The organism is Acetobacter sp. P1H12_c, assembly GCF_018811975.1.
Classification (GTDB): Bacteria; Pseudomonadota; Alphaproteobacteria; order Acetobacterales; family Acetobacteraceae; genus Acetobacter; species Acetobacter persici.
Map to the genome: position 1 here is coordinate 153663 of NZ_JACRVR010000001.1, position 21912 is coordinate 175574.

A 21912-nucleotide genomic window follows, 5' to 3' on the forward strand; every position below is an offset into this window, starting at 1 on the left:
GATCTATGCTAGGGAGACTATCGTTCTCGGCCATTCCGCTGGATGTGCCGATTCTGGTTGGGACGTTCCTGGCCGTGGCCATTATTGGCGTCGCGGTACTGGGGCTGATCACCTATTACGGCAAGTGGGGCTATCTCTGGAAAGAGTGGCTGACGTCTGTTGACCATAAGCGTCTGGCTGTCATGTACATTGTACTGGCGCTGGTTGCTCTGTTCCGCGGTTTTGCGGACGCTATCATGATGCGTACCCAGCTTGCGCTGGCCTACGCGGGTAACCCCGGCTACCTGCCCCCGCATCACTACGATCAGATCTTCTCCGCTCACGGGACGATCATGATCTTCTTCCTGGCCATGGCTTTCATGACCGGTCTGTTCAACTTCGTTGTGCCGCTTCAGATCGGCGCCCGCGACGTTGCCTTTCCGTTCCTGAACAACCTCAGCTTCTGGATGACCGCCATTGCATTCATTCTGGTGAACGTCTCCCTGTTCATCGGTGAATTCTCACAGTGTGGCTGGCTGGCTTATCCTCCGCTGTCTGAGACTCAGTTCAGCCCTGGCGTTGGTGTGGATTACTATATCTGGGCCATTCAGCTTTCCGGTGTCGGCACGCTGCTGACCGGCGTGAACTTCTTCGTGACGATCGTGAAGATGCGCGCTCCGGGCATGACCTGGATGAAGATGCCTGTCTTCACCTGGACGGCTTTCTGCGCTTCCATCCTGATCATGGTCTCCTTCCCCGTGCTGACGGTTGCCGTCGCTCTGCTGGGTCTGGACCGTTACTTCGGTATGCACTTCTTCACCAATGATGGTGGCGGCAACCAGATGCTGTATCTCAGCCTGATCTGGGCCTGGGGTCATCCTGAAGTTTACATTCTTGTTATCCCCGCCTTTGGCGTGTTCTCTGAAGTTGTTCCTGCCTTCTCCGGCAAGCCGCTGTTTGGCTACGGCACCATGGTTTACGCAACCTGCTCCATCATGGTTCTGTCCTTCATCGTGTGGGTTCACCACTTCTTCACCATGGGTGCTGGGCCGGACGTGAATGCGTTCTTCGGCATTGCAACCATGATCATCTCGATCCCTACAGGCGTGAAACTCTTTAACTGGATGTTCACGATGTATAAGGGTCGCGTCCAGTTCCATGCCTGCATGTACTGGGCCGTTGGCTTCATGGTGACCTTCACCATCGGTGGTATGACCGGTGTGATGATGGCCATTCCGGGCGCTGACTTCGTTCTGCATAACTCCCTGTTCCTGATTGCTCACTTCCATAACGTGATTATCGGTGGTGTGTATTTCGGTTACATCTGTGGCATGAACTTCTGGTTCCCGAAGGTCATGGGTTTCAAGATGAACGAGTCCTGGGGCATCCGTGCCTTCTGGTTCTGGTTCGTTGGCTTCTACTTTGCGTTCGTTCCGCTGTATGTCCTGGGCTTCGACGGCATGACCCGTCGTATGAACCACTATGACAACCCGCAGTGGCATGTTCTGATGCTGATCGCTGAAGTTGGCGCGGTGCTGATCCTTCTGGGGATCGTCTGTCAGCTGACCCAGCTTTACGTGACAATTCGTGACCGTAACCTGCCCGCAAACCGTGATCTCACGGGTGATCCGTGGAATGGTCGCGCTCTGGAATGGTCCACGTCTTCACCGCCGCCGCCGTACAACTTTGCTATCGTTCCCCATGTTCATGAACTCGATGCGTTCATGCACGACAAGGAAAACGGCATTGATACGCGTTGCGCTGGTGGGCCGTATGCTCCGATCCATATGCCGAAAAACACGGCTGCCGGGTTCCTTGTCGGTGCGTTCAGCCTCGTCTTCGGCTTTGCTGCAGTATGGTATATCTGGTGGCTGGCAGCCATCGGCCTGATCGGTGTGATCGGGACGGTTATTGCCCGTAGCGCCAACAAGGATATCGATTACTACATCCCTGCTGAAGAAGTTGCCCGGATCGAGAACGAGCATTCCCGTAAACTCATGGCACAGGCAGCTGAGTAATGGCGCACGACACAACTGTTCAGACCGCAGGCCACGACGAACACCATCACGAGTCCCCGGTGGTGTTCGGGTTCTGGGTCTATCTGATGACCGACTGCATTATTTTCGGCTCACTTTTTGCCGTGTTTGCAGTTCTCCATAACCAGGTTAACGGCGGCCCGAGCGGTCGTGACCTGTTTGAATACAAAGGACTGGCAGAGGAAACCGCTCTGCTGCTGATCTCTTCCATCACTTATGGGTTTGGCATGATTGCCGCCCATAAGAATGAAGTCAGCAAAGTCATCATGTGGCTGGGTGTAACCTTCCTTCTGGGTCTGGGCTTTGTTGGCCTGGAACTGAATGAATTTGCGCACATGATCCATGAAGGAAATGGCCCGGACCGCAGCGCGTTCCTGTCCTCCTTCTTCACACTGGTGTCCACGCACGGTCTGCACGTAACGTGTGGTCTGATCTGGATCGTGACCCTCATCGTTCAGCTGATGGGCACGACCGAGATCCCGGAACGTATGATGAGCAAGCTCACCTGCCTGAGCCTGTTCTGGCACTTCCTGGATATCGTCTGGATCTGCGTCTTCACCTATGTCTATCTGGCGAGCATGATCTGATGAGCGATCTTCACACATCCCCCTCGGGTGAGAGCCACGGTAGTGTATCGTCTTACATTATCGGGTTTGTTCTTGCTGTTATCCTGACGGCGGCGGCTTTTGGTGTTGTTGTAAGCCATAGCCTCTCTCCTTCAGGCACGCTGACGGCACTTGCGGTTCTTGCCTTCGTTCAGGTGCTGGTGCACCTGCACTACTTCCTTCATATGGGTAACGGGTCCGAACAGCGCTGGAACAACATGTGTTTCTTCTTCACTGTTGGTTTCGTCGTGATTCTGATTATCGGCACCATGTTCATTATGAACAACACCGCCCTGCACATGATGTCCCGCTAATAAGGGACAGCTTTGCCGGTTTCATACCGGCAAGGTCTTGTGTCAGGTTAAGAAAAAGCCCCGGGAGATATTCCGGGGCTTTTTTTGTGCTTTGGTTTTATCCGCTCAAGGGAGCGCGCTTGCGCCAGACTATGGTGCCAAGGCACTTGCGGCTATGGCTATGGCTATGGCTATGGCTATGGCTATGGCTATGGCTATGGCTATGGCTATGGCTATGGCTATCGCTATCGCTATCGCTATCGCTATCGCTATCGCTATCGCTATCGCTATCGCTATCGCTGGTGCTGGGCCGCGGCATCTGTCATTTGCAGCAGGCCATAAAAAAACGGCGCGGACCGCCCGGTTGGGGGGCAACGCGCCGTTTCTAAAATCTCCTGAACAGGAGGAGATCAGCCTTTGTGCGGCTCCGGAGAGAGCAGACCAGCTTTATCGGGCTTGTCTTTCCATTCTTCCGCATCAGCCGGGGGTGTGCCCTTGCGGGTGATGTTCGGCCATTTGGTGGAATAGGATGCGTTGAGTTCCGCCCATGCTGTCGCGCGATCATCACTATCCGGGAAAATCGCTTCTGCGGGGCATTCAGGTTCACACACGCCGCAGTCAATACATTCGTCCGGGTTGATCACCAGGAAGTTTTCGCCGGCGTAGAAGCAGTCAACAGGGCAGACTTCCACACAGTCCATGAATTTGCAGCGGATGCAGTTTTCAGTGACCACGTAGGTCATTGCCATCTCCGAAGATTTTGGGGGATCGGAGTGCGTCCGGTCCCGGGGTAAATGGCATGGTCATTCCGGGCCATGCCACCAAGGATGGCGAAGATATGAGGGGCTTTTTGTTCCGTGGCAACCCGCTTCTATTAGGTATTACTGTTTCTTGCTGAGCAGAGCTTGCGTTAACGACGTTTTTGCAACACTGCGAGGGCCGCAAACGGACCTGTTACAGGGGGCATTGTATGCCTGCGTTCCGTCCGGGCGCTCTGTCGCCGCCTTTTGCCATCCGGGGCTGGTGTCCGGGGTGGCAGAAGCAGGGTGGGGGTGGCGGGGCCAAAATGTTTTTTGCCCAGAACGGACGCTTTCTGCACTCTTAGTCCAAGGCTGGTCAGCACCTCAGGCAGATCTGCCGCAGGCACTCCCAGACGGGAGGCCATACCCGGCTGAAGCGGGCAGCCACCCGAGCGGACGGCAAGCTCGGATAATGTTTTGTAAGTCTCCCGCGCAATATCCAGCCGGATCAGGAAGTCCTCCGTACAGTGCCAGCCTGTTTGCAGCAGTAAGGCTCGATCCTGCGCGGAAAGTCTGGTGTCCGGGGGCAGGCGGCGTGAGACAGCTCCCGGTTTGGGGAGCGGCGGGACAGCGTGACCCGTGTAAAGCTGTATGAGCAACGCCCGCAGCGTCATGGGCTGCGGGCGCAAAAGCTGCGGGCAGAACAGAATATCCTTCCCCAGCCGCAGTCCCAGCTTATGCAGCGCATGGGCGTCCTTTTTAGGGAGGACGCTGTTGCCGGGCAGCGTCATGATCCCGCCCTGTTCCATCAGGCCATGAATCAGGCCGCGCAGGGCGGGTTTATCCGCGACGGCCTGCGCGGCCCGGTAAAGCGGGGCAAGTGTGCTGTGCAGCGTTGCCGCGACAAAAGCGGTCAGCCGCATCCGGATGCGTTCGCGGTGGGAAGGCTCCAGAAACTCCGCAGTAGTGACATGCACGGCGGGCCGCAGGAGCTCTTCGCCTTTTTGCAGATGCCCGATAGCATCGCCCTCCCACAGCAGGATGCCGGTGGCCGGGTCCAGCGTCAGGCTTTCATCCGGCGTTTGCAGGAAGTGGGTGACACGGCGTGGGATTTCACTCCGGGCCGCACGGCGGGCAGCCCGCATGAGCAAAGGCTGGTCTGACCGGGCGGCATCCTGATCAGGAATAAACGCAAAGCCCTGCATGTGGCCTACGGCATGGCCTTCCACGCTCACTTCCCCTGTGCGAGTAATGGCGGACAGAAGCGGTTTGCTGTCTGCTTCTTCTAGCCTGCGGGCCAGACTGGTCGCGCGCTTATCCACAAAACGCGCGGCCAGACGTTCATGCAGCAGGTCGGAGAGTGTATCTTCAATGGTCCGCGTGCGGGTGCGCCAGAGTTGCGGGTTTTCCACCCAGTCGGACCGGGTCGCGACATAGGCCCAGATACGAATGCCCATCAGGCGCTGCATCAGGGCGTCAATATCGCCCTCGGTACGTTCCAGATTAGCCAGTCGGGGTTCCAGCCAGCTTGAGGGCAGGTGGCCTTCCTTTACCAGTACCGTAAAAATCTGGGCACACTGGCGGATATGGCTGTCTTCTCCCAGTTTGCGGAAATCCGGAATCTGGCAGACTTCCCAGAGCAGGCGGGTGCGGCCCGGCTCTCTGGTCAGGCTCTGGATGGCTGTGTCCCGCATCAGGGCGCTGAGCACAATGATATCAGAGGCAGGCTCGGCGGCCCGCAGGCCGGGATAAGGTGGCTTCTGGCATAAGCTGGCATACAGCGCGCGGGGGGATGTGTAATCCAGCGCGCTGTTCCGCCAGTAGAGATGGTGCAGAGCCTCAAACTGATGGTTTTCTACGGCTTCCACACTGCTTTCTGGCAGCGGAGGGCAGTCGCCTGTGGTGCCAAAGGTGCCATCCTGCGTGCCGCGTCCGGCACGGCCAGCAATCTGTGCGATTTCCGCCGGGGCCAGCAGCCGGCGCTGTGACCCGTCAAACTTGGAGAGGCCGGCAAAGGCAACATGATGGATATCCATGTTCAGCCCCATGCCAATGGCATCTGTAGCGACCAGATAATCCACTTCCCGCTTCTGGTAGAGGTCCACCTGTGCATTGCGGGTGCGGGGGGAAAGCTGCCCCATGACAACAGCGCAGCCGCCGCGCCTGCGGCGGATAGCCTCGGCAATGGCGTACACTTCGCCCGCGGAAAACGCGACAATGGCGGAGCGGGGCGGCAGGCGGGAAAGGCGCGTAAAGCCGGTATAGGTTAGCTCTGACAGGCGGGGGCGGGACTCGATTTCAATCCCCCGGATCAGGTTGCGCAGTAGCGGCGCGATGGTTTCCGCGCCCAGAAACAGGGTTTCAGACTGCCCGCGCGCATTCAAAAGCCGGTCTGTAAACACATGGCCGCGCTCAGGGTCAGCACAGAGCTGAATTTCATCAACAGCGATAAAATCGACCGGCCGGTCCATCGGCATGGCTTCTACCGTGCAGGAAAACCAGCGGGCCCCGGAGGGGATGATTTTTTCTTCCCCCGTAATCAGCCCTACGGCGCGCACGCCTTTGAGCCGCACCATGCGCTCATAATTTTCCCGCGCCAGCAGGCGGAGCGGGAACCCCATGATCCCGGAGGTGTGGGCCAGCATGCGTTCAAGCGCCAGATGGGTCTTGCCGGTGTTGGTCGGCCCCAGTACAGCGCGCACGGGCGCATCTTCCGGGCTGGCGGGGGGCCGCAGGCGCGTGGCCTGCCAGCTTGGGGTATCCATCATCCTGCCATGGTCCGCTGGTATGCGTTCAAAAGCAACCCGTTCCCTTCTGCGGGGGCATTGTGCCGGAGGCGCTCCCGGCGCAGGTTTGAAGAAGGAGGAACTGTCCATGTCCGTGAGTGAACCTGACTGTCTCATCGTCTCCCGTAGCCGCCGCAAGGCCGGAACGGGTGCCTTGCGCATCGTGCACGGGGTTAGGGGGGCTGACCAGAAGGCTCTTGCGCCGCTGCTGGGGGCGGAAGGGGCTGCCTTTGCACTGGCCTGTGGTTTTACCGGCAGGCCCGGCCAGCTGGTACTGGTGCCTGATGCGCGCGGCGTGCCGGTAGGGCTGTTTGGCATACCGGAAAAAGGCCAGCGTGACCCGTACCTGTTCGGCGCTCTGGCACAGGATCTGCCCGCCGGAGACTGGCAGGTGAGCGTGCCTGCCGATATTGCGCGGGATGATGTGATTCTGGGGTTCTGTCTTGGAGCCTATCAGTTTTCTCTGAAATCCGCCGCAAAACCGGCAAAGCAGGCGCGGCCGCGTCTGGTCGTGACCGCGGCTGAGGAAACCGGTGTGGCGGTTGAGACCGCTCTGTCCATCTGGCTGGCGCGGGATCTGATCAATACACCCGCGAATCTGCTCGGTCCTTCCGAGCTTGCGCGTGCGGCCCGCGCGGCGCTGACGCCGTTTGGCGCGGATGTTGAGATTATCAAAGGCGCTGCCCTTGATAAGGCTTATCCACTGCTGGCGCATGTCGGGAACGGGTCTGACCGTGGGCCGCGTGTGGTGCTGGCCCGCTGGAAAGGCAGCAACGCCGGAAAAACCGCCCCCCTGCTGTCACTGGTCGGGAAGGGCGTGTGCTTTGATTCCGGCGGTTATGACATCAAACCTTCCTCCGGCATGCTGCGCATGAAAAAGGATATGGGCGGGGCCGCGAGCGTTCTGGCGCTGGCACGGCTGATCATGACGCAGGATCTGCCGGTGCGGCTGGAAGTGCGGCTGGGCTGCGTGGAAAACAGTGTGTCTGGCCACGCCATGCGGCCACTGGATGTGGTGACAAGCCGGGCGGGTCTCACGGTGGAAATTGGCAACACGGATGCGGAAGGCCGGCTGGTGCTGTGTGACCTGCTGAGTGAAGCCGGTGAGCAGACGCCGGATCTGCTGATGGATATCGCCACGCTGACGGGGGCTGCGCGCGTGGCGCTGGGGCCGGATCTGCCTGCTTTGTTCTGTAATGATCAGGGTGTGGCGCAGTCCATTCTGGCTGCCGGGCAGCAGCAGGCAGACCCGTTATGGCAGTTGCCTTTATGGCAGGGTTACGCCGGATGGCTGAAAAGCCCGGTGGCGGACCTGAACAATATTTCCTCCAGACCTATGGCCGGGGCAGTAACAGCGGGACTGTTTCTTGAGCGTTTTGTAAATGCAGGCCAGCGATGGGCGCATATCGACAGCTACGCGTGGAACGATAACAGCAGGCCCGGACGCCCTGAAGGCGGCGATTCTCCTGGGATTCGCGCACTTTTCGATGCGGTGTGTCAAATTTTTGAGACGCACTCCGACGCGATATCGTAAAGAAATGTCACATTTCTGGAACTATTTTTAGAGTACAGGTTTTAAACACCTGAACCGGCTCCTATATAAGCGTCACCAAGTATGCCGGAAGTAAAAATGCAAAAGCCGGAAATTGCCCGTTCCGGGTGGTGGCCGGAGTTTTTGAAAGGATAAAATCTGATGGCACAGACTGCCGCCCAGGCTGAAGAGCTGGTTAAAACTCTTCGCGATACCGTCGTCTCTCTGGTGCGTGGCGAAGGCCCTGACCTCTCTGCACGCCAGCTTGCGGTTTTCCTGACCTGCTATCTGGATGAATCCGGCCATACGGTGCGTGGTCTGGCCTCCAGCCTGAACGTCTCCAAGCCGGCCATTACCCGCGCGCTGGACCGTCTGGGTGAGCTGGATCTGGCCCGCCGTAAGGTTGACCCGCTTGATCGTCGTTCCGTTCTGGTGCAGCGCACGCCCAAAGGTGCCGCCTACCTGAAAGAAATCCGCTCCATCATGGGTGAAGCGGCGGATGATGAAGCCAAAAAGGCCCGTCAGGACGACAAACCCGCACGCCGTGGCGCCACGCTGCGCCGTGTGGCTGCTGCCTGAGAACACCGTATTATACGGGCCTGTCCGTTTGTTTCTTTTTTTAGGGAAACAACAGACAGGCCGGTTCTGAGAAACTTTTTTTCGTATCGGGCGTTTTTTTCTCAACACTTCCCACAAGCCTCTGGCCTACCGCCGCAGGGAAACGGGGAAGGGATAAAAAGAGAATAAGGAACGTTCCAATGCGTTTTTCTTCTGTTGCTTCCGTGGCCGCTGTGGCGGCACTGGCATTCTCTTCAGCCAGCATGATGCCCGCCGCATATGCGGCTGACGCGATGGGCACACCCACCGGCAAAATCACCCTCAGCGCAAAATCAGCGGATGTCGGGGTGGGGTATACCTGGGGGGATGGTAAGCTGACCTATGGGGGTCACACCTACAAATTCTCTGTTACGGGTGGCACGATTGCCGCCGTCGGTTTCTCCAAAATTGAAGGGGTTGGCACCGTTTACAACCTGCATCGCGTGCAGGATTTTGACGGCACCTACGGGGCTGCCCACGGGGAAGCGACGCTTGGAAACGGTCTGGGCGGGGCTGTTCTTGAAAACAAGAACGGGGTCCGTATCAAGATCGAAACCGCCACCAAAGGTGCACGCCTTGCAAGCTCTGCTGAAGGCCTGACCCTGAAGATTGAAAAATAAGAGTCTGACGCCTTAAAGATACGCCGCCTACCACGGACCAACCGGGTGGCGGCGTGTTTGCAGGACGGCAAACCCTGTCCAGAGAAGCTGGGGGACAAGCAGTAACCCCAGCCCGCAGGCCAGACCGGGGAGGACAGGCAGCGGTGCGATAAAATGCGCCACTACCGCTCCCCACACAACAAATCCCCATTCAGCCAGCGTAATCAGGGCCGGGTTCACACCGCTGCGGTGCAGAACCTGATATAAATGCCCACGGTGCGCCTGTACCAGAGAATGTCCGGCCAGCTTGCGGCGGACCAGCGTAAACAGCACATCATAAATCAGCGGGAAAAGCAGGCACGGGCCAAGAAGCCAGCCGGACGGCAAAGGCGTGGCATGGGCCACATGGAGCGCCGCAGCCCCCGCCAGCAGCCCGCAGCCCTGACTGCCGACATCGCCCAGAAAAATTCGCGCCTTTGGGTAATTAAAAGGCAAAAAGCCACACAGACAGGCGCAGAGCAGCAGCGCAGGCCAGAAGAGGTTTGGCACACCAAACGCGGGACCAGTCAGCGCAATGAGGAGGCAGCCTACCGCCAGAGAGCCGGAAATCAGCCCGTTCAGCCCGTCCATAAAATTGATCGCGTTGGTGATGAACACCAGCCAGAGGGCGGAAATGAGCGCTCCGGCTATCGGGCCGCCCCATGTCATGGGCAGCGGCAGGACCGTGCCTCCGGCCACAACCAGCACGGCAGCCAGACACTGCGCCGCAAATTTGATGGAAGGCGGCCACTGATACAGGTCATCCAGCCAGGACACACCGGCCAGTAATGCCGTCGCCAGAGTAGTCAGCAGCACCGGCGCGCTCAGCACGGGCTGGCCTGTTTCCGCAAGCAAAATGGGGCACAGCACAAAAAATATGGCCATCACCCCCACGCCGCCGCCTTTGGGGGTTGGGCGTTCATGCGCGCTTCTGTGCCCCGGATGGTCCAGAACGGCCACGCGGATCATCATTTTCACCAGAAAGCCAGTGAAAAAAACGGCGCTGATCAGGCAGAAAACCGCCAGAAAAGAAGAAGAGGGGGCGATGGACATGGTCTCGGTTGGTTGTGCTGCTTCTAGGATGGCAGGTGCTAGGCTATAGGTGCAAGGTAATGGCACTGCAACGCTCTGAGTCTCTGCACCGCAGCCCCCGGCTGCGCCCGCTCAATAGAATCATGGTCAACATCCTGCTGGACGGGATGCTGGCAGCTCTGGCTGCGCCGTTTGCCCGGTGGCTGGCTGCCCCGCAGGATGGACTTCTGCATCCGCTGTGGTTTCTGGCCGGGGGAGCGATCACCCTGTTGGTCAGCGGGCTGCCGTTCAGAATGCCGCAGCAATACTGGCGGTTTTCAGGGGTGTCAGACCTTCTGGGCATTGCCGGGGCCTCGGTGGCCAGTGCGGTGCTGTTTTCTGTCGGGCTTGTTTATGCCGGGTTCCGGCTCCCCAGCCCGACCTTCCCGATTATTTACGCGCTTGTATTGCTGATCATGCTGGGTGGGCTGCGGATTGGTTACCGTCTGGCGCATCGTCTTGCGGCCCGGAAGGCTGACCAGCGGCGCGTGGTGCTGGTGGGGGTGGATACGGAGGCAGATCTGTATCTGCGGGCTCTGGAGCGCAATCCGGCGGCGGGGATCCGCGTTGTGGGGATGGTTGCACTGGGCACCCATCAGGCTGGGCGCAGGCTGCATAATGTGCCGATCCTTGGGCATGTGAATGAAATTGACGTGGTGCTGGACCGGCTGGACAAAGCCGGGACTCTCCCCGAGTCGCTGGTGGTGACAGATCCGTCCTTTAGGGGGGCTGCGCTGACAAAAGTGCTGGATGCCGGGGCCGCTCATGGCATTTCCGTGCTGCGCACACCGGCTCTGACGGACCTGACCCCAGCCGAGCGGGTGGAACTGCGGCCCGTGCCGATTGAGGATCTGCTTAACCGCCCTCAGGTGCCGCTGGACCGGGCAGGCATGGAGCGGCTGGTTGGCCATAAAACCGTGCTGGTGACGGGGGCTGGCGGCAGCATTGGCTCGGAACTGGTGCGGCAGATTGCCATGCTGGGGCCGGATAGGCTGATTCTGCTGGACCACGGTGAGTTTGAACTCTGGCAGATTGACACCGAGTTGGCTGAATGGGCGTCCCACGTGCCGCGTGAGGTTGTGGTCGCGGATGTGCGGGATGAACCACGCATTGAAGACGTGATGGCCAGATTCCGGCCCGAACTGGTGTTCCATGCGGCGGCGCTCAAACACGTGCCGATTGTGGAAGCCAACCCGGCGGAAGGTCTGCTGACCAACGTGCATGGCACCCGCGTGGTGGCGGATGCCGCAGCCCGCAACGGCGCACGGGCGATGGTCGTGATTTCAACCGACAAGGCAGTGAATCCCTCCAGCCTGATGGGGGCCGCTAAACGCGCTGCGGAAATGTATTGTCAGGCGCTGGATATCAAAGCTCGGACCTCCGGCAATCCGGAGGCCATGCGCTGCATTACCGTGCGGTTTGGCAATGTACTGGGGTCTACCGGCTCCGTCGTGCCGCTGTTCCGGCGGCAGCTTGAGCGTGGCGGCCCGCTGACCGTCACGCACCCGGACATGCGCCGGTACTTCATGACCGTGCCGGAGGCTGTGGGGCTGGTGCTTCAGGCCAGTGTGCGCGGGACATGCGGTGTGGATGGGTCCGGCACGGATGCCCTGCTGCGGGATGGCGGGATTTTTGTGCTGGATATGGGTGAGCCGGTGAAGATTGTGGATCTCGCCCGGCAGATGATCCGTCTGGCAGGCCTCCGCCCGGAAGAAGACGTTGCTATTCGCTTTACCGGCCTGCGTCCGGGTGAAAAACTGTATGAAGAACTGTTTCACGGGCGGGAGGCCCCGGTGCCCACGGACGCGCCCGGCCTGCTGATGGCAACCCCCCGCGTGGTGGACCTGACGGATGTGACGCAGGCAGTGGACCAGATTGCAGCCTGTGCACGCAAAGGGGATGTGAAGGCAGCCCTGCACATTCTGTCATTGCTGGTCCCGGAATTCGATCATAACCCCACAGGAGAAGTGCGCTCTGTTGCCCCGCCGGGAGCCGCAGAGGAAGCCGGAATGGCCGCAGGACACTCCGGGGCGATACAGACCAGAGGCCCCGTGGAGGGGCCGGACGGCAGCAGGAAACAGGGGACATCATGACCGATAAGACAGCAGATAAACCGATTGCGTTTCTTGATCTTCCTGCGCAGCAGAAGCGTCTGGGCCCGGCCCTGCGCGCCCGTGTGGATGCCGTGCTGGACCATTGCCGCTTTGTGATGGGGCCGGAAGTGGCTGAACTGGAACAGCGTCTGGCCGACTGGTGCGGGGCGAAGGAGTGTGTTGGCGTTTCTTCCGGCACGGATGCATTGCAGATTGTCATGATGGCGGAGGGGATTGGCCGGGGGGACGCGGTGTTCCTGCCCGCCTTTACCTACACCGCGACGGCTGAGGTGCCGCTTGTGCTGGGGGCAACTCCGGTGTTTGTGGATGTGGACCCCAACACGTTCCAGATCGACCCCGAGCATCTGCGCGCCCGTATCCGCGCCGTGAAAGAGGCCGGAAAGCTGACAGCCCGCGCTATTGTGGGGGTGGATCTGTTTGGTCAGCCCGCGCCCTGGCCGGAACTGCGTAACATTGCGGAAGAAGAGGGCCTGTTCCTGCTGGCGGACTGTGCGCAGTCTTTTGGCGCCGTGCTGGAGGGCAAACCGCTGGGGCGGGAGGCAACAGCAACAACTCTCTCTTTCTTCCCGTCCAAGCCGCTAGGTGGCTATGGGGACGGTGGCGCTATTCTGACGGACGACCCGGAGCGGGCGGCGCTGTACCGCTCCCTGCGGACGCATGGGGAAGGCGGCACGCGGTATGAAGTGCTACGCACCGGCATGAACGGGCGTCTGGACACCTTGCAGGCGGCTGTGCTGCTGGCCAAGCTGGATGGGTTTAAGGAAGAACTCGCCCGGCGGGACGCTATTGCACAGGCTTATGACGCGGGGCTGGCCGAAACTGTGCAGGTGCCGGTGCGGGTTCCGGGCAGTGAGAGTGCGTGGGCCATCTACGCCATTCTGCTGAAAGACCCGGCAGAGCGCGCACCGCTTCAGGCCCGCCTGAAAGACCGGGGTGTGCCCTCGGCTATTTATTATCCGCTGCCGCTGCACAAACAGCCTGCGTATCGGGACCGTCACGACGGCACGGCGCTGCCGGTATCGGAAGATCTGGCACAGCGTATTCTCGCACTCCCCATTCACCCGGAACTGACGGATGATGACGTCGCCCGCGTGATTGCGGCTGTGCGCGGTTAAGGAGAGAGGGGAATGAGGAAGGAAACCGCGTTTCTGATCGGGTTTCTGGTGCTGACCATCGGCACGGCATCGTTAATCTGGATGGTGGCGCTGCCCAATTTCAAGCCCGTGGAATTCCCTCAGGTTGCCAGTGGCGAGATTGAGGTCGGCCCCATGCGGCACAAGCGGGTGCTGAGCGCTGAGGAAGTGAAAACCGTCAACACATGGCTGGAAGAGCATAAAGGGGGGTGGGGGCCGCTGGGTCGTACGCCGCCCTCTTCCGGCGATTCGCGCATTATGCTGAAAGATGCCAGCGGTAAGGATGTGCTGGCGCTAACACTCTGGACCGGCATCAGCGCTGCGGACTGGAATGATACGGTGTTTGTGGAAGCGCCAGATGGTTCCAAAGTGCACACAGAAAGCTTTTCTGACAAAGCCTTCGCGCCCCTGCGTGCACTTGTGGATATGCATGTTTTTAAGCGGTCTGCTTTTCCGTAAAATCAAAAGGGCGCGGGATATGTTCTCCTGCGCCCTTCTTCAGACATTCCGGGGTTTTCCGGTTCCGGATGAGTCGGGTGGTCTCAGGCTGCGCGGCCTGACATCAGCGCCAGCCCTTCCGCCACGGAGACAAACTCGCCTCCGGCATCCACCCGCTCTTCTCCAAAACGGTTGATGAACAGAGAGCGCACCGCAGGCACAAAGGATGTGCCGCCGGTCAGAAAGACGCGGTCAATATCGGACGCGGCAAGGTTTGAATTTTCAAGCGCCTTGTCCACAGCACCGGCAAACTGGGCGAGGTCCGGGGCAATCCAGCTTTCAAACTCCTGCCTCGTGATGGTGCGCTCCACCTTCAGCCGTTTATGCTGGAAGGTCAGCACCGTGCTCTCTGCGGAGGAAAGCGCGCTTTTGGCGGCCCCAACAGCGCGGTAGAGCGCCTGCCCCTGCTGGTCATTCACCAGATCAAGCAGGGCGCGGAGTTTTTCCGGCTCGGCTGCGGTGCGGATAACGTCTTCAATATCGCGCAGGGTCTGCGGCGTGCGCATCAGGGCCAGACGGTGCCAGTGGCCAAGGCTTGCGTACCATTCAATCGGCACCGGTAAGGGCTGGCCGCCCATAATGCGGTACGTGCTGTCCCGCCCCAGCAGGGGAGCAATGACGGTGTTGATAATGCGGTAATCAAACTGATCCCCCGCAATCCCGACGCCCGCATGCCCGAGCGGCGTGGCGCGGCCTGTGGCCGGGTCAAACCGCAGCACCGAGAAGTCACTGGTGCCGCCGCCAAAATCGCCCACCAGAATGGTGGTGGGTTTTTCCAGCCGCTGCGCAAAGCGCCAGCCTGCCGCTTCCGGCTCCCACGCAATGCCAATGGGGCCGAACCCTGCTGCGGTAAAGCTGTCCCGCAGGCGCTGCTCGCCCAGAGCATCATCCGCGCGGTCTCCGGCAAAATGCACGGGCCGACCGACCGTGACCTGCACGGAGGCCGGGTCAATCTTCACGGCCTGCATCAGATGCGTCAGGAACCGGGCAATCAGCATTTCCAGAGTCATGCGGCGGCTGAAAATCTGTGTCTCGCGGAAGGATTTCTGCGCGAGGTAGGACTTCATGGACATGATCATGCGGCTTTCCGCAGGATCTTCCAGATAGGCATCCACGGCTGCCGCCCCAATGCCTTCATGCAGCTTCAGGCGGCCGCCCTCTTCATCATGCCAGAAGCAGAGCAGGGTGCGGCAGGTCTCAGACGCGCCGTGGTGCGGGAAGGTGAACCGGGCGGTCTCTGTGCGTCCGTCCGGGTGGGCCAGCACCACCACGCTATTGGTGGTGCCGAAATCAAGACCAATTTTCAGGCTGTTGGAAGGCGTCGTCGTCATGTTTCAGCGGGCAGCCTGCGGTCTGTCGGTTGCGTCAAAACGGAGCGGCTCGCCAAGGGCTTTGTCCGCCAGCGTGCCTTCCCACATGACCTGATTCCCACGGATGATGGTGCCCACCGGGCGCCCCGTGACGGTCTGGCCCGCAAAGGGAGACCAGCCACAGCGGGAGGCCATCCAGCTCTGTTCCATCGTCCAGCGGGACTTGAGGTCCACAATGGAGAAATCCGCATCATACCCCACGGCAATACGGCCCTTGCGCACCAGCCCGAACAGGCGCTGCGGCCCGGCGGACGTCATGTCCACAAGGCGGCGCAGGGTGAGGCGGTTCTTGGCGACGTGGTCCAGCATCAGCGGCAGCAGAGTCTGCACGCCCGGCATACCGGAGGGGGAGGCCGGGTAGGGTTTTTCCTTGGCGGAGAGCGCATGGGGGGCGTGGTCGGAGCCGATAATATCCGGCATGCCCTGACTGACCCAGTGCCACAGGCCATCCCGGTGCGCGCCGGAGCGGATGGGCGGGTTCATCTGGGCCAGTGTGCCCAGACGTGGGTAGGCTTCTTCCCCTGCCAGCGTCAGGTGCTGCGGCGTCAGCTCACAGGTGGCAATGTCCCGGTTTGCTGCAATCAGTTCCAGCTCCGCAGGCGTGGTGATGTGCAGGATATGCACCCGCCGCCCGGTCTTGCGGGCCAGATGCAGCGCGCGGGTGGTGGCGCGCAGGGCGGTCTCATCATCCCGCCAGACGGGGTGGGAGGATGGCTCTCCCTCCACGCGGTAGTCCATCCGTTCCTTCAGGCGGGCTTCATCTTCCGCATGAATGGCCACACGACGCATGCCGGACCGCAGGACACGCTCCAGCATATCATCTTCTGAAATCAGCAGGTTGCCGGTGGAAGACCCCATGAACACTTTGACGCCTGCCGTGCCGGGCAGCTTTTCCAGTTCACCACACTGGTCCGCGTTGTCCACGGTCGCCCCCACGTAAAAGGCGTGGTCACACCACATACGGTGTTTTGCGCGGGAGAGCTTGTAGGCCACGGCTTCCGGTGTGGAGGTCGGCGGGCGGGTGTTGGGCATTTCAAACACGCCCGTCACGCCGCCCAGAACAGCGGCGCGGCTGCCGGATTCGAGGTCCTCATTGGCCTCAGCACCCGGTTCACGGAAATGGACCTGCGTATCAATCACGCCCGGCAGAATGGTTAGGCCGGTGCAGTCCACCGTGCGCCCGGCATCAGCCTGCCCGCCAATGGCGGCAATCAGCCCGTCCCGCACATACACATCCGTCTGCACGGTGGCGTCTGGCAGCACAACGGTGCCGCCTTTCAAAACCAGATCGTAAGACCCACGTGCCTGAGCGGCAACGCTACCCGGTGTTGGGCCTGAGGATGTGGGGGAGGAGGACATGGCGTTTTTTCCTGTTCTGGCGGAAGGCAAAAGGAAAAGGCGAGGGGAGAGCGCGGGGTAACGGGAGAAATGAGCCGGAAAGGCTCAGAAGGCGGAGAGGCCGCGCCGGAGCGCAGCCCGTGCCGTCCTCAGGATGCGGCGGGTGTTTCCCGCGTGCGGGTGCGCAGGGTCACCAGTTCCTCGGCGGAGGTGGGGTGAATACCAATGGTGCGGTCAAAATCCTGTTTGGTCAGACCAGCCGTGACAGCCACGGCAACGCCCTGCAACATCTCCGGAGCATCATCGCCCAGAATATGCGCGCCCACGACCTTCTGGTTGCTCTGCTGCACAACCAGCTTCATGACGGTCTTTCGGTCTTTGCGGCCACTCAGCGTGTGGCGCATGGGGGTAAAACGGGTGAAGTAGATGTCCACCACGCCATGCTGCGCGGCTTCCTCTTCCGAAAGGCCGACAGAGGCCAGTGGCGGTGAGAAGAAGACGGCCTTTGGCGTGGTATCGAACGCCCACTCACGCGGCGGTTCCTTGCCGAACAGGCGGTCGGCAAGGTTATGGCCTTCCGCAATGGCGACGGGGGTCAGGTTGATGCGGTCCGTCACGTCTCCAATGGCATACACGCCGGGTTCCGTCGTCTGGCTACCCGCATCCACCGTAATCTGCCCGTGTTTGCCGATTGCGATGCTGGTCTGGTCCAGCCCAAGTTTTTCAATCTTGGGTTTTCTGCCGGTCGCAAAAAATACGCAGTCCGCTTCCAGCGTCTGCCCGTTATCCAGCGTGACAGTATAGACCTCACCCTCTTTGGTGATGTGCTTGGGGGAAGAGTGCGGATGCTGGGTAATGCCGCGCACGGTAATGGCCTCCGCCATGGCGGCGCGCATATCTTCATCAAACCCGCGCAGGGGCAGGTCCTGCCGGTAGACGAGGTCAACCTGTGACCCAAGACCTGCAAAAATCCCGGCAAATTCCAGCCCGATATAGCCGCTGCCTACAAGCACCACGCGCTGCGGGCGGGCGGGCAGATGGAAGGCGTCATCGGACGTAATGGCCAGCTCAGCGCCGGGAATATCCGGGCGGACAGGCGTGGAGCCGGTGGCAATGACGATATGTTTTGCCGTGACGGTGCGCGGGGCCTCATCCGGGGCGAGCGGAGAGGCTTCAACCCGCACGGTATGCGCGTCCACAAAACGGGCATGGCCCGTCAGCAGGGTGATGCCTGCCTTTTCCAGCATGGAGACGTAAATGCCGTTCAGGCGGGTAATTTCTTTGTCTTTGGCGGCAATCAGGGTGGCCCAGTCATGCGTGCCGCGGGTGGAGGACCAGCCAAAGGCGTGGCTGTCATCCACCATATCGCCATACTCGCTGGCCTGAACCATCAGCTTTTTGGGCACACAGCCCAGATTGACGCAGGTGCCGCCCCAGTGGCGGCTTTCCACCACGGCCACGCGCGCCCCATGCCCTGCGGCAATACGGGCACAGCGCACCCCGCCGGAGCCTGCTCCGATGACAAGAAGATCAAAATCATGCGTCATGGCGCAGCCTCCGTTTGGTCAGTGTTGGGGCGCTGGCAGCCCGGAGACTGCCAGCGGGCAAAAAGCCTCAGCGTTCAGCGAAGGCCTTTTCCACGACGTACGAGCCGGGGTTGGACATGTTGCCCTCATCAAACCCGCGGGCCTGAAGCAGGGCTTCCGTATCAGCCAGCATTTCCGGTGACCCGCAGATCATCACGCGGTCATGCTCGGGGTCCAGTTCCGGGATGTTCAGGTCTGTGAAGATCTTGCCGGATTCGATCAGCTTGGTGATGCGGTCTGTCACAGCAAAGGCTTCACGCGTCACAGCCGGGTAGTACAGCAGCTTGCCGGACACGTCCTCGCCCAGAAATTCATGTTCCGGCAGTTCATGGCGGATGTGGTTGGCATAAGCCAGCTCACCGGAGATACGCACGGTGTGGCTCAGGATCACATGCTCGAACCGCTCATAGCAGTCCGGGTCTTTGATCAGGCTCATGAAGGGAGCCAGACCCGTGCCGGTGGACAGGAAATACAGGTTCCGACCCGGACGCAGGTTATCCAGCAGCAGCGTGCCGGTGGGCTTGCGGCCGATCAGCACCGTATCCCCCACTTTAACGTGGCGCAGGCGGGAGGTCAGCGGGCCATCCGGCACGGCAATGGAGAGGAATTCCATTTCATCCGCATAATTGGGGGAGGCAATGGAGTAGGCGCGCAGCAGCGGCTTGCCGTCCAGCTCAATCCCGATCATGGCGAACTGGCCGTTTTTAAACCGCAGGCCGGGGTCACGCGTGGTGGTGAAGGTGAACAGGCGGTCCGTCCAGTGATGCACCGTCAGCACTTTGGCCGGATACAGGTTGCCGTATTCCTTGGTGGGGGGGGCAAGATGCCACACACCGTCCTGACCTTCGACCGGCAGAAGGCCTGTCGGGACTTCAGAGGCCGTCATTTTCGGCAGAATGTCGGAAAATGTTCCGGTTGACGTTTCAGACATGGTTTCAGACATGGGCCGCTTATACTCCGCTTGCAGCAGATCGAGAGGATATGCCCCGTAGCCGGCCTGTGGTCCCGGTGCGGACTCTTGAACGGCACGGAGGCGTGCTTCTGGTCGTGGCGCGTTTCTAAGGGGCAAGGCGGCGCGACGCCAGTGCAAATTCATCACGCGTCGCTTTCTGGCAGTGCACAGGTGCGGTTTTATTGCTGTTTCAGCCATTGTTCCGCCCGCGCGGATGCCGCATGAATACGGCTATGACATCAGAGACTTTCGCATCCCCCGCCCGTGAGGCCTTTGCCCGTGTTTCCGCCCGCACCGGGCTGAGTATCGAGCCACGGGAAGAGCAGGATGTTCTGCGCCGTATTGCCCGCGCGCTGGAACCCGGTGCGCGGGATATTCCGGATGAAACCTACCGCGAGATTCTGTGCATTGCCCGGCGCAAGAAGCGTGTCTCCCGCCTTGTGGACCTGACGCGGCGCAGTGGCCGGATCTGGGTTTCACGCGATGAAATTGAAGAAGCCGTTGGCACGATAGAAGATCCGGAAGCGGATGACAGGGCACTGGAGCGTGCCCTGGCGCCGGTTTCCCGCGCGCGGCTGCGGTCTTACGGGGCCAGCCCGCGCGCGGTGTTTGAGACAGTTCAGGCGGATCTGGTGGATACCGGGCGCGTGCTCTCTCCGCCTCAGACAGACCTGTTGCTGATGGCTATTGCGCTGGCGTTTGACCTGCCGGAGGGCGACCCGTTTCTGGATACCGCCCGGCGGGAGGAAGCACAGCGCCAGAAGGTTGCCAGCACCATCGAGCGTACGGCGCGGGAAAAGCGTGAGAAGGAAGAATCGCGCCTCCGCACGTGGGAAGAAAGTCTGGTGCCGTTTCAGGAGGTGCCGCGCCTGCTGCGCTGCTCCCATAAGGAAGCGTTGCGCTGGATTGCGGAAAATCGCCTGCCCGTCGCGAGAAAAGTGCGCGAATCGGGGGACCGGGAACGCTGGGAGTTTGACCCGGCGGAACTTATTGCCCTGCGCGGCAAGCTGGGGGAGTGGCGGAATGGCGGTGTGCCGGCGGCTGTCGGGGCAGGAGGCAAGGCTCCGGACATGGGCCGGAAGGTGGCTAATTCCGTTATTGCCCGCGTGGCGGCACTGGACCGCTATGTTGCTCATTTCCGGACAGCACGGGCGCTGAACCGACGCATTACTCTCGTCACCGGCCCGACCAACAGTGGCAAATCCTACACGGCGCTGAATGCGCTGGCTCAGGCGGAAAGCGGCCTTGCGCTGGCTCCCCTCCGCCTGCTGGCGCACGAATTTAAGGAAGCACTGGCCTCGCGCGGGGTTGAGGCCTCTCTGGCAACCGGGGAGGAGCGTATTGTCGTGCCCGGCAGCCGCCATCTGGCGGCCACGGTGGAAATGTGCCCGTTCCATAATCCGGTGGATGTCGCGGTCATTGATGAAGCACAGATGCTGTTCGATACCGATCGCGGAGCCGCATGGACGGCGGCGATCATGGGGGCTCCGGCCCGCCATCTGTATGTGCTGGGCGCACCGGACTGTATTCCCATGGTGCGGCGCATTGCCGAACTGTGCGGGGACCCGCTGGATGAAATCTCACTGGAGCGCAAAAGCCCGCTCAAACCCGCGTCCCAGCCCGTCCGGTTGCAGGAGCTTCAGGCCGGGGACGCGCTGATTGCCTTTTCACGCCGGGAGGTGCTGGACCTGCGGGCCGCTCTTATGCAGCACGGGCGGCGCGTGGCGGTGGTGTATGGCGCGCTCAGCCCGGAGGTCCGCCGGGCGGAAGCCCAGCGTTTTAATTCAGGCGCGGCGGATATCCTGATCGCGACAGACGCCATTGGCATGGGGCTGAATCTGTCCATCAAGCGCGTGGTGTTTGCCGCACTCAAAAAGTTTGATGGCAAGCAGACGCGGGACCTCACGGTGCAGGAGGTCAAGCAGATTGGCGGCCGCGCCGGGCGCTACGGCAAGCATGAAGTGGGCGTCGTGTCTGTGCTGGCAGGGGCGGGCAGTCCGGCTTTCATCCGCCGTCAGCTTGATGCGGATGCTGAAATTCCGGAAGATCTGCGGCCTTTCGTTCAGCCGGATGCGGATATCGTCAAGGCTGTTGCGGCGGAAATAGGGTCAGAAAGCCTGTACGGCGTGCTCTCGCGTATTCATCGCGCGGTGTTGCGGAAGGATGACCCCAATTACCGTCTGGCGGATATGGAGCAGGCGTTTGCCATTGCCTCAGCGCTGGAAGGGGTGGAGGGGCTGGATCTCACCACCCGCTGGTCCTACGCCATGTGCCCGGTGGATGACCGGGATAACGGCATCCAGCGTCTGGTTGGCTGGGCGGCCGATCATGCCGCAGGCCGCCGCGTGCTGCCGCCGGGCACCGGGCGTCTGCCTCCCAGTGAACGCGCAAGCCGGGAAGAGCTGGAACGCGCGGAAAAGCGGCATAAACGTCTGGTGGCGTGGCGCTGGCTGGCTCTGCGCTTCCCCGAGTTCTACCCGGACCGCGAGGATGCGGAGGAAACCACGCGCCGTCTGAATGAATGGATTGAAAGCGTCCTGCGCCAGCAGAGCCGCACCCGGAGTGCCGCACCGGGCGGGAGTTCCCGCAGGCGGGGTTAAGAGAGGTATCGCGTGTGAAGTCGCCGCGAAGGAGCCTTCATCACA

General features: G+C 60.8%; 18 protein-coding genes. 11 read left to right on the top strand and 7 right to left on the bottom strand.

Features of this window, described 5'->3' with window-relative positions:
* Positions 1-5: 5 nt before the first annotated feature.
* From cyoB to KP699_RS00815, 4 genes are all read left to right on the top strand, one after another.
* Entirely contained in the window at positions 6-1997 is a 1992-nt protein-coding gene (gene cyoB / locus KP699_RS00800) for a cytochrome o ubiquinol oxidase subunit I (protein WP_077930733.1), read from the top strand.
* Positions 1997-2602, top strand: a complete 606-nt coding sequence (gene cyoC, locus KP699_RS00805) for a cytochrome o ubiquinol oxidase subunit III (RefSeq protein WP_025826545.1) — start codon at positions 1997-1999, stop codon at positions 2600-2602. Before cyoB ends, cyoC begins: the two co-directional genes overlap by 1 nt.
* Positions 2602-2934: a cytochrome o ubiquinol oxidase subunit IV gene (gene cyoD / locus KP699_RS00810; protein ID WP_025826543.1), complete on the top strand. Its 333-nt coding sequence runs from the start codon at positions 2602-2604 to the stop codon at positions 2932-2934. Before cyoC ends, cyoD begins: the two co-directional genes overlap by 1 nt.
* Positions 2935-3018: 84 nt before the next feature.
* Positions 3019-3255: a hypothetical protein gene (locus KP699_RS00815; RefSeq protein ID WP_215761332.1), complete on the top strand. Its 237-nt coding sequence runs from the start codon at positions 3019-3021 to the stop codon at positions 3253-3255.
* Between the two features lie 68 nt (positions 3256-3323).
* Here the strand turns inward: KP699_RS00815 and fdxA are convergent, their stop codons facing one another.
* Both fdxA and KP699_RS00825 read right to left on the bottom strand, forming a co-directional pair.
* Entirely contained in the window at positions 3324-3656 is a 333-nt protein-coding gene (gene fdxA, locus KP699_RS00820; protein ID WP_025826541.1) for a ferredoxin FdxA, read from the bottom strand.
* 167 nt (positions 3657-3823) lie between these two features.
* Positions 3824-6421, bottom strand: a complete 2598-nt coding sequence (locus KP699_RS00825) for a helicase-related protein (protein WP_252346713.1) — start codon at positions 6419-6421, stop codon at positions 3824-3826.
* 106 nt (positions 6422-6527) lie between these two features.
* Here KP699_RS00825 and KP699_RS00830 point away from each other — a divergent pair, with 106 nt between their 5' ends.
* From KP699_RS00830 to KP699_RS00840, 3 genes are all read left to right on the top strand, one after another.
* Positions 6528-7973 (top strand): M17 family metallopeptidase, encoded by a 1446-nt coding sequence (locus KP699_RS00830; protein ID WP_215761333.1) that lies wholly within the window; start codon positions 6528-6530, stop codon positions 7971-7973.
* 159 nt (positions 7974-8132) lie between these two features.
* Positions 8133-8549 carry a MarR family transcriptional regulator gene (locus KP699_RS00835; RefSeq protein ID WP_086654554.1) on the top strand — a complete coding sequence of 139 codons (417 nt, stop codon included), beginning with the start codon at positions 8133-8135 and terminating at the stop codon, positions 8547-8549.
* A 179-nt stretch (positions 8550-8728) separates the two neighbouring features.
* Positions 8729-9187 (top strand): hypothetical protein, encoded by a 459-nt coding sequence (locus KP699_RS00840; RefSeq protein ID WP_025826533.1) that lies wholly within the window; start codon positions 8729-8731, stop codon positions 9185-9187.
* 27 nt (positions 9188-9214) lie between these two features.
* On the opposite strand, the gene KP699_RS00845 is transcribed toward KP699_RS00840, so the two are convergent.
* Positions 9215-10258 carry a glycosyltransferase family 4 protein gene (locus KP699_RS00845; RefSeq protein WP_252346714.1) on the bottom strand — a complete coding sequence of 348 codons (1044 nt, stop codon included), beginning with the start codon at positions 10256-10258 and terminating at the stop codon, positions 9215-9217.
* A gap of 59 nt (positions 10259-10317) precedes the next feature.
* Here KP699_RS00845 and KP699_RS00850 point away from each other — a divergent pair, with 59 nt between their 5' ends.
* From KP699_RS00850 to KP699_RS00860, 3 genes are read left to right on the top strand one after another with little or no spacing between them, the layout of a single operon-like run.
* A complete protein-coding gene (locus KP699_RS00850) occupies positions 10318-12369 on the top strand; it encodes a nucleoside-diphosphate sugar epimerase/dehydratase (RefSeq protein ID WP_212358905.1) in 2052 nt (683 codons plus the stop codon).
* Positions 12366-13505 (top strand): DegT/DnrJ/EryC1/StrS aminotransferase family protein, encoded by a 1140-nt coding sequence (locus tag KP699_RS00855; protein ID WP_215761335.1) that lies wholly within the window; start codon positions 12366-12368, stop codon positions 13503-13505. Before KP699_RS00850 ends, KP699_RS00855 begins: the two co-directional genes overlap by 4 nt.
* Before the next feature lie 12 nt (positions 13506-13517).
* A complete protein-coding gene (locus tag KP699_RS00860; protein ID WP_025826527.1) occupies positions 13518-13982 on the top strand; it encodes a hypothetical protein in 465 nt (154 codons plus the stop codon).
* Positions 13983-14065: 83 nt separating this feature from the next.
* On the opposite strand, the gene KP699_RS00865 is transcribed toward KP699_RS00860, so the two are convergent.
* The 4 genes from KP699_RS00865 to KP699_RS00880 form a co-directional block, all read right to left on the bottom strand.
* The gene (locus KP699_RS00865) at positions 14066-15352 is read right to left on the bottom strand and encodes an Hsp70 family protein (protein ID WP_212355882.1); all 1287 of its coding nucleotides are present in this window, start codon (positions 15350-15352) and stop codon (positions 14066-14068) included.
* A 3-nt stretch (positions 15353-15355) separates the two neighbouring features.
* On the bottom strand, positions 15356-16750 hold the full coding sequence (locus KP699_RS00870; RefSeq protein WP_215761336.1) for a dihydroorotase: 1395 nt from the start codon (positions 16748-16750) through the stop codon (positions 15356-15358).
* 128 nt (positions 16751-16878) lie between these two features.
* Complete coding sequence (gene gorA, locus KP699_RS00875) at positions 16879-18276, bottom strand: glutathione-disulfide reductase (protein WP_215761337.1); 1398 nt, start codon at positions 18274-18276, stop codon at positions 16879-16881.
* Positions 18277-18343: 67 nt separating this feature from the next.
* On the bottom strand, positions 18344-19258 hold the full coding sequence (locus KP699_RS00880; protein WP_374196850.1) for a ferredoxin--NADP reductase: 915 nt from the start codon (positions 19256-19258) through the stop codon (positions 18344-18346).
* A 242-nt stretch (positions 19259-19500) separates the two neighbouring features.
* On the opposite strand from KP699_RS00880, the gene KP699_RS00885 reads away from it, so the two are divergent.
* The gene (locus KP699_RS00885) at positions 19501-21867 is read left to right on the top strand and encodes a helicase-related protein (protein ID WP_215761338.1); all 2367 of its coding nucleotides are present in this window, start codon (positions 19501-19503) and stop codon (positions 21865-21867) included.
* Positions 21868-21912: the final 45 nt, after the last annotated feature.

Excerpts from the sequence above, each read along its gene's own strand:
- cyoB (WP_077930733.1), top strand. The coding sequence starts at position 6 with ATGCTAGGGAGACTATCGTTCTCGGCCATTCCGCTGGATGTGCCGATT.
- cyoC (WP_025826545.1), top strand. The coding sequence starts at position 1,997 with ATGGCGCACGACACAACTGTTCAGACCGCAGGCCACGACGAACACCAT.
- cyoD (WP_025826543.1), top strand. The coding sequence starts at position 2,602 with ATGAGCGATCTTCACACATCCCCCTCGGGTGAGAGCCACGGTAGTGTA.
- fdxA (WP_025826541.1), bottom strand. The coding sequence starts at position 3,656 with ATGACCTACGTGGTCACTGAAAACTGCATCCGCTGCAAATTCATGGAC.
- KP699_RS00825 (WP_252346713.1), bottom strand. The coding sequence starts at position 6,421 with ATGATGGATACCCCAAGCTGGCAGGCCACGCGCCTGCGGCCCCCCGCC.
- KP699_RS00830 (WP_215761333.1), top strand. The coding sequence starts at position 6,528 with ATGTCCGTGAGTGAACCTGACTGTCTCATCGTCTCCCGTAGCCGCCGC.
- KP699_RS00835 (WP_086654554.1), top strand. The coding sequence starts at position 8,133 with ATGGCACAGACTGCCGCCCAGGCTGAAGAGCTGGTTAAAACTCTTCGC.
- KP699_RS00840 (WP_025826533.1), top strand. The coding sequence starts at position 8,729 with ATGCGTTTTTCTTCTGTTGCTTCCGTGGCCGCTGTGGCGGCACTGGCA.
- KP699_RS00845 (WP_252346714.1), bottom strand. The coding sequence starts at position 10,258 with ATGTCCATCGCCCCCTCTTCTTCTTTTCTGGCGGTTTTCTGCCTGATC.
- KP699_RS00850 (WP_212358905.1), top strand. The coding sequence starts at position 10,318 with ATGGCACTGCAACGCTCTGAGTCTCTGCACCGCAGCCCCCGGCTGCGC.
- KP699_RS00855 (WP_215761335.1), top strand. The coding sequence starts at position 12,366 with ATGACCGATAAGACAGCAGATAAACCGATTGCGTTTCTTGATCTTCCT.
- KP699_RS00860 (WP_025826527.1), top strand. The coding sequence starts at position 13,518 with ATGAGGAAGGAAACCGCGTTTCTGATCGGGTTTCTGGTGCTGACCATC.
- KP699_RS00865 (WP_212355882.1), bottom strand. The coding sequence starts at position 15,352 with ATGACGACGACGCCTTCCAACAGCCTGAAAATTGGTCTTGATTTCGGC.
- KP699_RS00870 (WP_215761336.1), bottom strand. The coding sequence starts at position 16,750 with ATGTCCTCCTCCCCCACATCCTCAGGCCCAACACCGGGTAGCGTTGCC.
- gorA (WP_215761337.1), bottom strand. The coding sequence starts at position 18,276 with ATGACGCATGATTTTGATCTTCTTGTCATCGGAGCAGGCTCCGGCGGG.
- KP699_RS00880 (WP_374196850.1), bottom strand. The coding sequence starts at position 19,258 with ATGTCTGAAACCATGTCTGAAACGTCAACCGGAACATTTTCCGACATT.
- KP699_RS00885 (WP_215761338.1), top strand. The coding sequence starts at position 19,501 with ATGACATCAGAGACTTTCGCATCCCCCGCCCGTGAGGCCTTTGCCCGT.